Annotated in this window: 8 protein-coding genes; 4 read left to right on the forward strand and 4 right to left on the reverse strand. The window is 68.4% G+C overall.

The window, feature by feature from the left end; all coding sequences use genetic code 11:
* Positions 1-12 precede the first annotated feature (12 nt).
* Positions 13-3,438 carry an ATP-binding protein gene (locus tag C265_RS02345; RefSeq protein WP_010812785.1) on the forward strand — a complete coding sequence of 1,142 codons (3,426 nt, stop codon included), beginning with the start codon at positions 13-15 and terminating at the stop codon, positions 3,436-3,438.
* A 142-nt stretch (positions 3,439-3,580) separates the two neighbouring features.
* On the forward strand, positions 3,581-4,972 hold the full coding sequence (locus C265_RS02350) for an MFS transporter (RefSeq protein ID WP_010812784.1): 1,392 nt from the start codon (positions 3,581-3,583) through the stop codon (positions 4,970-4,972).
* Positions 4,973-5,038: 66 nt separating this feature from the next.
* Here C265_RS02350 and C265_RS02355 read toward each other — a convergent pair whose 3' ends face one another.
* From C265_RS02355 to C265_RS02365, 3 genes are all read right to left on the reverse strand, one after another.
* Complete coding sequence (locus C265_RS02355) at positions 5,039-6,013, reverse strand: tripartite tricarboxylate transporter substrate binding protein (RefSeq protein ID WP_010812783.1); 975 nt, start codon at positions 6,011-6,013, stop codon at positions 5,039-5,041.
* A gap of 85 nt (positions 6,014-6,098) precedes the next feature.
* Positions 6,099-6,911 carry an SDR family oxidoreductase gene (locus tag C265_RS02360; protein WP_010812782.1) on the reverse strand — a complete coding sequence of 271 codons (813 nt, stop codon included), beginning with the start codon at positions 6,909-6,911 and terminating at the stop codon, positions 6,099-6,101.
* Positions 6,912-6,943: 32 nt separating this feature from the next.
* Positions 6,944-7,870, reverse strand: coding sequence for an IclR family transcriptional regulator (locus tag C265_RS02365; RefSeq protein ID WP_010812781.1), 927 nt, complete (start codon positions 7,868-7,870; stop codon positions 6,944-6,946).
* A gap of 203 nt (positions 7,871-8,073) precedes the next feature.
* On the opposite strand from C265_RS02365, the gene C265_RS02370 reads away from it, so the two are divergent.
* Positions 8,074-10,173, forward strand: coding sequence for a TonB-dependent siderophore receptor (locus C265_RS02370; protein WP_037023368.1), 2,100 nt, complete (start codon positions 8,074-8,076; stop codon positions 10,171-10,173).
* On the opposite strand, the gene C265_RS02375 is transcribed toward C265_RS02370, so the two are convergent.
* Positions 10,151-11,725: a PLP-dependent aminotransferase family protein gene (locus C265_RS02375; protein ID WP_010812779.1), complete on the reverse strand. Its 1,575-nt coding sequence runs from the start codon at positions 11,723-11,725 to the stop codon at positions 10,151-10,153. The genes C265_RS02370 and C265_RS02375 overlap by 23 nt on opposite strands.
* Before the next feature lie 83 nt (positions 11,726-11,808).
* Here C265_RS02375 and C265_RS02380 point away from each other — a divergent pair, with 83 nt between their 5' ends.
* Positions 11,809-12,432 carry an FMN-binding negative transcriptional regulator gene (locus C265_RS02380; RefSeq protein WP_010812778.1) on the forward strand — a complete coding sequence of 208 codons (624 nt, stop codon included), beginning with the start codon at positions 11,809-11,811 and terminating at the stop codon, positions 12,430-12,432.
* The last annotated feature ends 41 nt before the right edge of the window (positions 12,433-12,473 follow it).

The following is a 12,473-nucleotide window of genomic DNA, read 5'->3' on the forward strand; positions in this document are numbered from 1 at the left end:
CGGAACCCGCCGATGCAGCGAACCGTCGACCGTACCCGTGAAACCCTGGCCAGCGCCTTCGATGCGCTTGCCGACAATGCGAGGCGCCAGCAACACCAGTATTCAGTGACCATTGCGGTGCTGATCGCCATCGTGCTGTTCTCCGGCTTGCTGCTTGCCGGCCTGGCCACGGAACAACACCTGGACTACCGCCGCAGCGACGTCTCGCGGTACGCCGGCTCGGTCTCGCAGTTGCTGCATAACGAGTCCTCGTTCCTGCGGCGCACCGTGCTGGGCATCCGCTACAACCTGGATGCACCCGCACCGGAGCCATCGCGCGATCCCGGCTTCGGGGCCTTCCGGCGCACCGGCACCACCAGCCTCCACGTCGATGCCGTGCGCAAGGACTATCACCTGCTTGCCACCGAGGCAACGCGGCAGGGCTGGGGCGCCGGGCTGCCGGCGCAGTACGTGCGGCTGCGGCAGATTGCCCTGGCTGCGGTGGCCACGCAACAGGCGTTCGATCTCGACCACGGGGCCTACGCGGTCGCGCTGAACGAGGACAGCGCCGTGGTCATCAGCCAGCCCGAGGCCGGCGCGCCACCGCTCGCGCTCGACCCGGCGCTGATCCCGCTGCTGCGCACATGGCTGACCCAGGCGCTGCTGGAGCGCAGCGGCCGCAGCGTGCCGGCGCGCGAGCAGCAGGTCTGGGTGGGTCCGCTGCGCCACCCGGTGGACGACACTCCGGTCATGGTGCTGGCCGGCGCCGCCTATGCCGGCGACACGCCCACCATGCTGGTGGCCGCCTGCGTGCCCCTGCACGCCTTCCTGGCCGACTTGCAGCGCGCGGAGGATCCGGCGCTGCTGGCACTGCTCAATCCAGCCGGTCAGGTCATCGATGTATCGCCGCAAGACTGGCCGGCGGCCTCGGCCAGCGTCAACGATGTGGCAGCCGGCACGCGCCTGCTGTCGCACAGCAGGCTGGATGTCACGCCATCGGGCATGCGGCTGGTGCAGCCGCTGCCGGCAGGCTTCGGGCAGCTGGTCTACCACCTGCCGTATCGCATGCTGGGCACGGCGCTGGCAGCGGAGCTGGCCGTGATCGCCGGCGCCATGCTGCTGCTGACCGGCGCCATCGGGCTGGCCGCGCGCTACTGGAGCCGGCACCTGCTGCGGCGCACGCACGCCGAAGCCTCGCGTGCGCTGGAAAGCGAGCTGATGAACCAGGTGCTGGTCAATGCCACGCCGATCGGCCTTTGCATCGTGCGCCAGCACGACTACGCCGTCCTGACGTCGAACCCGCTGGCCGGCGTGCTGCTGCAATGGCAGCCCCATGGGCACCTGCCCGATGCCGTAGCGGAGGCGTTCAAGAAACAGCCATGCGGTGGCAGCAGCGGACAAGCGTCCATTTCCAGCTTTACCGTCGCGGCACCGCCGCGCGTGCCGGCGGATGAGCCATCCGGCCACGGCGACGCCACCCAGCACTTCCTGCAAATCACCTACGCGCCGGCGCGCTACCGCGATGAGGCAGTGCTGTTCTGCGCCGTGCAGGACTGTACCGCGCAGCAGGCACTGCAAGAGCAGTTGCGCTCCGCCCAGCAGGCCACCGAGGCAATGATGCGCGCACGCTCGACCTTCTTCGCCGCGATGAGCCACGAAATCCGTACGCCGCTGAACGCATTGCTGGGCAACCTGGAGCTGCTCGCGCGCGGCAGCGGCCTGGCGGCACACGCGCCCCGGCTCAGGGCGCTGGACAGCGCCGCCGAGGCGCTGCGCCGGATCGTCAACGATGTGCTGGATTTTTCCAAGATCGATGCCGGCAAGCTCAGGCTGGTCAACGCGCCCTTCCGCCCCGTCGAGGCGCTGGAAAGCGTGGCGCTGACCCATGCGCCGATGGTGGCCGGCCGCCCCATCCGCTTCCACCTGCAGCTGTCGCCATCGCTGGATGCTGAGGTCACAGGCGACCGCATGCGCCTGGTGCAGGTGTTCAACAACCTGCTGAGCAACGCCTTCAAGTTCACTGCCAGCGGCCGCATCACCTTAAGCGGCGAGCTGCGCCAGGACCACCACGGCACGCAGCGGCTGGTCTGCCGCGTCAGCGATTCCGGCATCGGCATGCCGCCGTCGCTGGCGGCGCGCGTGTTCCAGCCCTTCGTGCAGGGCGATGCCGCAACCGCCAGCCGCTACGGCGGCACTGGCCTGGGCTTGTCGATCTGCGCCCGGCTGTGCGAGCTGATGGGCGGCAGCATCAGCGTGGACAGCGTGCCGGACGTGGGCAGCGCGTTCACGGTCTCGGTGCCGCTGCCGGCGGCCGCTGGCACGCCGCTGCCGCCGGTCCCGCCCGCCGCGGCGCAGTGCGGCGACGTGGTCGTGCTGTGCCAGCACATGCGCACCGGCGAGGCCCTGGCCGCGTGGCTCGCCACGGCAGGCTGGCGTGCCGATGTGCTGGCATCGCAGGCGGCCGCACTGGCGTCTTTCCAGGTCAAGGTGCCACGCGTTATCGTCGCCACTGAAGAGTACCCCCTGGCCGCACTGGCCGGCCTGCGCGATGCGGCAAAGGTCCCGGTTGTGTGGGTGACGCAGGAGGGCCCGCATCGGCCGTGCCAGTGCGCCCCCGGCATGCACGAAGTCACGGCCTACAGCCACCGCGCGCTGCTCGACTGCGTGGCCCAGGCGGCCGAAGGCCCGGCGCCGGCGCTTGCGACGGCAGACGGCAGCGCGCCGGCGGCGCAGGCACTCCCGGCATCGGCCGAGGCGCCGCTGACGATCCTTGTCGCCGAGGACAATGCGCTGAACCAGACCCTGATCGCCGAACAGCTGCAGGCACTTGGCTGCCACCCGATCGTTGCAGGCAACGGCAGGCAGGCACTGGCGGAGCTGGAGAGCACGCACATCGACGCCGTGCTGACCGATATCCATATGCCAGTCATGGACGGCCATGCGCTGCTGCGCGCGGTGCGCGCGCAGCATCCCGACATGCCGGTACTGGCCTTCAGCGCACTCACTGGCAGCGAGCCATGCGCAGACTGGCGCCTGCGCGGCTTTTCCGGCTTTATCGCCAAGCCGGCGTCGTTGCAGGACCTGCAGGCATGCCTGCATGGCCTGCCCGGCCGCCGGCATGCCGCGGCCCCTCGCACCAATGACGAGCCAGCTGCGGCTTCCCAGGCAGAAACCGCTGATCGCCGCCGCTACGAAGCCATGCTGCGCCGGCAGCTGCAACAAGACCTGCCAGCGTTGGCGCACATCATTGCGCAGCAGGACCTGCCGGCATTGCGGCACTGGGTCCATGCCGCAGCCGGCGCCTTCATGATTGTGCGCCGCCAGCCCATCGTCGGGGCATGCCTGGCACTGGAAGCACTGTGTGACGGCGCCCAGGCGTGGACCCCGGCCGCCGCAGCCGCGGCCGAAGCCCTGCATGAACGGCTGCGCGGATACGCGCAGGCCGCCGCAGCGGAATAATGCGCGCGGCGCGCTGCGCCTTACCACAATTAGCGGATTTGCGAGCATCGCCACGCGGGACGATAATGGCAACGCTGCGCCATGGCCGTCCTGGCCATGCCTGAGCAATGCTGGCGCGGCATTGTCTTCAATGTCTCTCCCCATGCAGCCAGAACAAGGCCTTCCCCAGCCACAGCGGACCTGGGCGATCCTCACTGTTTTCTTCGGCCTGATCATGGCCGTGCTCGATGGTTCGATCGCCAACATCGCCCTGCCCTCGATCTCACGCGAGCTGCAGGCCGATCCGTCCAGCACGATCTGGGTGGTCAACGCTTATCAGCTGACGGTGACCGTGTGCCTGCTGCCGCTCTCGTCGCTGGGGGACATCCTTGGCTACAAGCGCGTGTACCGGGCGGGGCTGGCCACCTTCCTGCTGGGCTCGCTGCTGTGCGCGCTGGCGGTCAACCTGCCGATGCTGGTGGCCGCGCGCGTGCTGCAGGGCATCGGCGGCGCCGGCATCATGAGCGTCAACACGGCGCTGGTGCGCTTTATCTACCCGCCCACGCGCCTGGGCCGCGGCATCGGGCTGAACGCGCTGGTGGTCGGCGTGACCATCGCCGTGGGCCCGTCGCTGGGCGCGCTGATCCTGGCGGTCGCCAGCTGGAAATGGCTGTTCGCGGTCAACGTGCCGGTGGCCATCGTCGCGCTGGTGCTGAGCCGCACTTCGCTGCCCGCGACGCCGCCGCAGCCGCGCGAGTTCGACTACCGCAGCGCGCTGCTGTCGGCGCTGGTGTTCGGCATGTTCATCCTCGGCGTCGACGGCCTGGGCCACGCCCGCTGGCGCATCGCAGGCGCCGCGGGCATGGCCGCCGCTGTGATGCTGGGTTGGCTGCTGGTGCGGCGCCAGCACGGGCGCCCCGCGCCGCTGGTGCCGGTGGACCTGTTTTCCAGCCGCTCCTTCACGCTGGCGGTGGGCACCTCGTTCTGCTCTTTCATGACGCAGATGCTGGCCTTTATCGCGCTGCCGTTCTATCTCGAATACCAGCTCGGCCGCTCCCTGCAGGAAACCGGCCTGCTGATCACGCCCTGGCCGCTGATGGTGGCGGTGATGGCCACGGTGTCGGGCCGGCTGTCGGACCGCTATCCGGCCAGCATCCTCGCCGGCATCGGCCTGGCCATGCTGGCGGGCGGGCTGGTCGGGCTGGCCACGCTGGGCCCGGACGCCGGCAGCCTGGATATCGTCTGGCGCATGGCGATGTGCGGCACGGGCTTCGGCTTCTTCCAGTCCCCCAACAACCGCGCCATGATCGGCGCCACGCCGCCCGAGCGCAGCGGCGGCGCCAGCGGCGCGCAGGCGACCACGCGGCTGCTGGGGCAGACCAGCGGCACAGCGGTGGTGGCGCTGCTGTTCAGCCTGACGCCGACCGGCGCGGCGCGCATTGCGCTGTATCTGGCGGCGGTGGTGGCGGCGCTGGGGGCCTTGATCAGCCTGAGCAGGTTGCGCGATGCCAGCGGCGCGGAACCTGCGCGGGGGGCGGTGGAGCCGGACGCCTGATCAGTGATTGCGTGCTCCCCTCTCCCGCAAGCGGGAGAGGGGAGCAAACCCTCTGGGTTTAAAGGCCTACTCCGCCTTCGCCCCCGATTCCTTCACCACCCTCGCCCATTTTGCAATCTCCTGGCGCTGGTATGCCGCCAGTTTCTCCGGCGTCCCCAGGATCGGATCCAGCCCCAGCGTCTTCAGCTTCGCCTGCACATCGGGCAGCGTGAAGATGCGGTTGAGTTCAGTGTTGAGCCTGGCCACCACATCCTTCGGCGTATTGGCCGGCGCGAACACGGCGAACCATGAATCGGCTTCAAATCCAGGCAAGCCCTGCTCGGCCAGTGTCGGGATATCCGGTGCCGAGGCCGAGCGCTTCGCGCTGGTAATGCCCAGCGCGCGCAGCTTGCCCTCGCGCACCACGGGCAAGGCCGACGGCAGGTTGTCGAACATCATGGTGATATGGCCGCCGAGCAGGTCGGGGATGGCCATGGCTCGGCCCTTGTAGGGCACGTGCGTGATCTTGACGCCGGCCATCGAATTGAACATTTCTCCGGCCACGTGCGGCGAGGTGCCGACGCCGGGGGTGCCGAAGGTCAGCGCGCCGGGCTTGCTCTTCGCCAGTGCGATCAGCTCGGCCGTGGTCTTCGCCGGCACGCCGGGGTTGACCACCAGCACGTTGGGCGTCGAGGCGATCATCATGACCGGCGCGAAGTCCTTCACCATGTCGTACGGCATCTTGCTGTACAGCGCGCCGTTGATCGAGTGCGTGCCGACCGTGCCCAGTGCCAGGGTGTAGCCGTCCGCCGGCGCGTGCGCCACCGCCTCGGCGCCGATATTGCCGCCCGCGCCGGGCTTGTTGTCCACGATCACGGGCTGGCCCCACGATGGCGAGATCTTCTCCGAGACGATACGCGCCAGCGTATCGGGCGCGCCGCCGGTCGGGAAGCCGACCACGATCCGGATCGGCTTGGCGGGCCAGGTTTGCGCGAGCGCGGGGGCCGCGCCGACCAGCGCGGATGTGACAAGCATTGCCGCGGCAAGGGTGCCGAAACGCATGGGTGTTCCTCCTGTTGCCGGCGGCTGCGTGGCCGCCTGCTATGTGAAGACGGCGGCCACTGCCGCCGTCTGAACCTGCTAAGCTCTATACCGCGATGCCGCCGAACTCCTGCATCACCTTGTCATGCAGGCGCCGCATGCCGCGCAGCCAGCGGTCATAGTCCTGGCCCTTGCGGCGATAGTACTCAAGCACCTCCGGGTGCGGCAAGATCAGGAAGCGCTCATCGGCCACCCCTTCCAGCGTCACCGCGGCGACGTGCTCGGCGGTGACCGAGCCTTCCTGCAGGAAGCCCTTGCGCTCGCCCTTCTCGCCGAACAGCATGTTGGTCTGCACGCCCTGCGGGCAGATGCAGCTGACCTTGATGCCGCGGTCGCCGTAGGTGATCGACAGCCACTCGGCAAAGCCGATGGCGGCGTGCTTGGTCACCGCATACGGCGCCGAGCCGATCTGCGACAACAGGCCCGCTGCCGACACCGTGTTGATGAAGTAGCCGTCGCCGCGCTCCAGCATCTGCGGCAGCACCGCCCTGGCCGCGTGGATATGCGCCATCACGTTGATTTCCCAGATGCGCTGCCACTCGTCGGCGCTCGCATCCAGCCCCTTGCGCAGGATGATGCCGGCGTTGGAACAGAAGATGTCGACCTGGCCAAAGCGGCGCGTGGCCTCGTCGGCCAGGCCCTGCACGGCGGCGGCATCGGCCACGTCGACCGGCTGGGCGAACACCTGGCACGCAGGCGCCGCGGCCTGGACCTCGGTGGCAACGGTGGCGGCGCCGGCCGCGTTCAGGTCGGCCACGGCCACGCCGCGCGCGCCGGCCTGCGCAAAGGCCAGCGCCAGCGCGCGCCCGATGCCGGTGGCCGCGCCAGTCACCACGACGGTCTTGTTGCGTACTTCCATGGGTTGTCTCCTCGTTGAATTCAGTGCCCGCGTCATGCGTTGGACGCGTGGGTATGGGTATCAGGGTCTGGCTGCGCGGAAGCAAAGCGGGCGGTCGCGCGCGCGCCGCCGGGTTGCCACAGCCGCGCCTGCAGGGTCTCGGCCAGTTCGCGGATGCGCGGGCCCAGGTTGCTTTCCAGGATCTCGGGCGACAGCCGTGTCGCGGCCCCGCCGATATTCAACGCCAGCACCTCGCTGCTGCCCGCCAGGCGCAGCGGCGCGGCGGCGCCGCTGACGGTGCGGTCCCATTCGGCATGCGCCACGCAGAAGCCGCGCCGTGCGTAGTCGCGCAGCGCACGGTCGATGCCGGTGCGCACGGCGGGCCAGCGCGAGCCATAGTGGCGCGCCAGTTCGGCCAGCGCGGCCTCGCGGTGATCGGCATCGAGCCCCGCCAGCCAGGCGCGGCCGATCGCCGAGGTGGCCATCGGCAGGCGCGCGCCCGGCGCCAGCCGGATCACCAGCGCCCCGCGCGGCTGGCAGCTTTCCAGGTAGACCATGGCGTGCCGGTCCGGCATGGCCAGTGCCACCGTGCAATCGGAGGCAAACGCCAGCGACTGCATCAGCGGCTGCGCGATCTCGCGGATGCCGGCGCCGCCTACATAGCGGTGGCCCAGCACCATCGCGCCCTGCCCCAGCCGGTACTTCTCAGTGGCTTCGATGTAGGTGAGATAGCCGAGCGTGGCCAGCGTGTAGGTGAGCCGCGACACGGTCGGGCGCGGGATGCCGGTGCGCCGCGACAGCTCGGCGTTGCCCAGGTAATCGTCCTGCGGCCCGAAGGCGCGCAACAGCTCCATGCCGCGTGCCAGCGCGGTGACGAAGTTGCGGTCGTCGGCGCAGGCATGGCCCGCCTGCGCGTCGGCCGGCACCAGGACATGTGCGGCATCGGGCGGCGGGGTTGGAATGGTGGTGGTGCGTTTCATGGGCAGGCGGCCGGGAAGAGAACATTGATAGCAGCAACGGGGCTGCGCAGGGACCGCTATGTAGGGAAAGCATGTGCCATAGAAACGGCGTTGATGGATACGAATCAAAAAGTTAGTACGGCTTTTGCCGGACGAAATTCTTGTAAATACAAACCATTCTCATTTATGATGCGCCACTTTCGTCGTTTTCACCTTGCGCCCTCATGCTTGTCCGCCGTCTTGCCATACCCGCCGCCGTCAGTTGCCTGCTCCTGCCTCCCGTCGTTTCCCACGCCGCCGAAGATCCCGCCACGCTGCCATCCGTGACGGTCAGCGCCGCCGCCGACGGGCAAACTGACGTAGGCTTCAGCACGCGGCGGCCGGCCGGAGTGACCAAGTCGGATCAATCCGCGGCCGACGCCGCGCAGTCGATCACCGTCATTACGCGTGACCTGCTCGACAGCCAGCAGGCACAGAACCTCAGCGACGCGCTGCAGAACTCAGCCGGCGTGGTCACCAACGTCTATGGCAGGCGCGGCTGGGACGACTTCATCATCCGCGGCCAGCGTGCATCGGAATCGATCTTTGCCGACGGATTGCTCGTCGACAGCAACAACCGCGTGGCGCAGGAGCTGTTCGGCGTGGAACGCGTGGAAGTGCTCAAGGGACCGGCCTCGATCCTGTTCGGCGCGGTGCAGCCGGGCGGCCTGGTCAACATGGTCAGCAAGCGCCCGCGTGCCGAACTGTTCGGTGAACTGGGCCTGACCGTCGGCAACTACGGCTTCCGGCAGGCGACGGTCGACGTCGGCACGCCGCTGGCCAAGGACAGCAAGGCCGCGTTCCGCCTGAACGCGCTGATGATGAACAGCGACGATCCGACCGACTACGTCTGGTATCGCAACCGCTGGATCGCGCCATCGCTGACGCTCGACCTTGGCACGCGCACGGACTTCACGATCCTGGCCAGCCACAGCCAACGCAACTACGTGCGCCAGCAGGGCCTGCCAGTGAATGGCACCCTGGTGCCGAACCGCAATGGCGTGGTGCCGAGCAACCGCTTCATCGGCGAGCCGAATGCGCCGTCTTATGACGGCGAGCAGAACCGCATCGGCTACGCGCTGACGCACCGCTTCGACTCCGGCTGGACCTTGAACCAGAACCTGCGCTACCAGACGTCGTCGCTGACCGGCACGCTGGTGTCGGCCGGCACCATGGCCGTCAACAGCCAGGCGATGAACCGCAGTGGCACGCAGCAGAGCTTCTCGGGGGACTCGTTCGGTGTTGACACTAACGTGCAGCGGACTTTCGCGTTCACGGGGCATGCCCACAGCGTGACCTTTGGCATCGACTACCGCCATACGAAGGAAGACCGCCTGCAGAAGACGTGCCGCGTGGCAGCGCTGAACGTCTACAACCCGGTCTATGGCGCCAGCATCAACTGCCCGTCCGCCTATAGCCTGGACGCGACCGATACGCTAAACGCGGTTGGCCTCTACCTGCGCGACCAGATCCGTATCGCCGAGCGCTGGACCGTGACCGGCGGCGTGCGCTACGAATCCGCGCAGACGAGCACGACGGACCGGCTGGCGCGGTCGCGTACCGGCAACGACGACAACGCCGTCACCGGCAGCGCGGGCGTGATGTACGACCTGACGCACTGGGCGCGTCCGTACCTGAGCTTCGCCACTTCGTTCCTGCCGAACGCCGGCACCGACGTCAACGGCGCCACGTTCAAGCCCGAGAAGGGCCGCCAGTACGAAGTGGGCATCAAGTTCGACATGCCGGACAAGACCGGCCTGCTGACCCTGGCCGCGTTCGACCTGACCCGCACCAATGTGCTCAGTACCGATCCGGTTAACACAGGCTTCAGCGTGGCCGTGGGCGAACAGCGTTCGCGCGGGCTGGAAATGGAGCTGACGCAGGATCTCGGCAATGGCCTCAGTGTTTCGGGCGCCTATGCCTATATCGCAAGCGAAGTCACCGAAGACACCACGGCTGCGAACGTCGGCAAGCCGCTCAACAGCGTGCCCCGGCACAGCTTCTCGGTGTGGAGCCAGTACCGCTTCCGCGGCGCGCTGGCTGGCTGGTACGTCGGTGCCGGCGTGCGCGGCGAGAGCGCCAAGCGCGGCTACAGCTTTAACTACACCGTGCCGGGCTACACGGTGGCCGATCTTGCCGTCGGCTACGTGGCATCGCACTGGCGCGCGGCGTTCAACGTCAAGAACGTGTTCGACAAGATGTACTACGCGGGCGGCCTGAACAACAACGTGCTACCAGTGGGCAATCCGCGGGTGGCCATGCTCAACGTGACGATGAACTATTGATGCGGCCCCCGCCTGGAGCCTCCTGACCAGTAGTCAGGCGGCCATCAAGCTGATATGGCTGGCCTTGCGCCCGCCCCATCGCCGCAATCACCGCCCCTAAAATCTGCATCCCCCGCTGAATCTGCTCCACCGTCAAACTCGCATAACCGAGCACCAGCCCGGCCGCTCGACGCTGTCCGTGCGGCCGGGCCCCTGCAAACAACGGTGATACCGGGTAGACCCCCACATCCTGGCTGCGCGCAGCGGCCACCAGCGCTGTCTCGTCGCGGGGCCGCAGCGACGGCAACCACAGCACCACATGCAGCCCCGCCGCCGTACCGCAGACTTCCGCGTCCGCTGGCAGGAAACGTGCGACGCCATCCAGCAAGGCCGCTCGCCGGCGCTCGTTTTCCCGGCGCATGCGCCGCACATGGCGTTCGTAGGCACCGCTTTCGATCAGCGCTGCCAGCACGCGCTGCTCCAGCACGGGCGCATGGCGGTCGGCCAGCCGCTTGGCCTGCCGGAACACCGGCACCAGCTCAGGCGGCAGCACCAGGTAGCCGAGCCGCAGTTGTGGCGACAGCGCCTTGGAGAAAGTGCCGACGTAGATCACGCGGCCGTCGGTGTCGATCGAGCGCAGCGTGTCTATCGGGCGCTGGCCGTAGCGGAACTCCCCGTCGTAGTCGTCCTCGATGATCCAGGCGTCGTGGCGCTGCGCCCATTGCAGCAGCTCCAGGCGCCGGCCGATCGGCAGCACGCCCCCTAGTGGGAACTGGTGCGACGGTGTCACGTACACCAGGCGCACACGATCGTCCTGGGGAAGGCTGGCGGTATCCAGGCCATGCCCGTCCACCGGCGTGGCCTGGCACCTGGCGCCGGTGGCTTCGAAGCAGCGCCTCGCCATCAGGTAGCCGGGATCTTCGAAGGCAAAGGCGTCGCCGGCATCCAGCAGCAGCCGCGCGCACAGGTCGATGGCCTGCTGCGAGCCATGCACCACCAGAACCTGCTCGGCCTCGCAGGCCAGTCCCCGGGCACGCCGCAAATAGCCCTGGAGGGCGCGTCGCAGCGACGCCTCACCTTCGGGCGGGGCGTAAGACAGGCTGTTTTGCTGGCGCAGCAGTTCGGCCTGGTAGGCACGCCGCCAGGCCAGGGTTGGGAAGTCCCGCGAAGCCACCGCCCCATACAGGAAGTCGAAACGAACCGGTTCAGCCTGCAGCAGTGCCGGCATGCCGAGTCCCGCCACGCGGCGCCCGAATTCGGACAGGGTTGGGGCGGACCTGGCGCGCCGGCCTGCGCTGATCCCGGCTGGTGCCGGTGCCGCCAGGGGGCTGGCGATTCGGGCCACGCGCCCCACCGCAGTGACGAGGAAGCCCTCGGCAGCAAGTTGTTCGTAGGCGGCGGTGACAGTGGTACGCGACACCCCCAACTCGGACGCCAGCGCCCGTGTGGACGGCGCCCGGGCGCCCGGCGGCAGGGTGCCGTCCGCGATCTGGGCACGCAGAAGATCGTAGATGCGGCGCCCCGCGCCCGTGGCTCCGGCACGGGTACCGGCTGGCTGGCGTGACTGGCCCATAAAGAATCATGAAAACCGGACCTTCCGATTGTGCCAGTTGTCGGCGACAGTATCGAGCATTCCATCGCTTCCGATTCCCCACCATGTATATTCCTGCTCACTTTGCTGAAAACCGGCCAGAGGAACTGGGCCGCATCATCCGCGAGCACCCGCTGGGGATGCTGGTTACGCAAGGCAGCGCCGGACTGGATGCCGACCACATCCCGTTCGAGTTCGATCCCGGCGAGGGAACCCACGGCGTGCTCACAGCCCACGTGGCCCGCGCGAACCCACTCTGGCAGCGTTGCCCCACCGGCTCGCCGGTCATGGTCGTGTTCCGGGGCGCCGAGGCCTATATCTCGCCCAACTGGTACCCGAGCAAGCATGAGGCGCACCGCCAGGTGCCGACCTGGAACTACGAGGTGGTGCACGCGCACGGCACGATCACCGTGCATGACGACGAGCGTTTTGTTCGCCGCCTGGTTGCGCGCCTGACACGGCGGCACGAGGCAGCCGAACCCAGGCCCTGGAAGATGGGGGACTCCGCGCCGGAGTACATCGACAGCATGCTGCGCAACATCGTGGGCATCGAGATCGCCGTCACTTCGCTGGTGGGCAAGGTCAAGCTCAGCCAGAACAAGGAGTTGCGGGACCGCCTCGGTGCCGCCGAGACCCTGGAGGCGCGGGGGTATGGCGAACTTGCGCAGTCCATGCGCAAGGCTGGTTGAATTGCCCCCGGGCCCGCGCTCAGCTTTTCCTCACCATTGAC

Source organism: Cupriavidus sp. GA3-3 (genome assembly GCF_000389805.1).
In the GTDB taxonomy this organism is placed as follows: domain Bacteria; phylum Pseudomonadota; class Gammaproteobacteria; order Burkholderiales; family Burkholderiaceae; genus Cupriavidus; species Cupriavidus necator_D.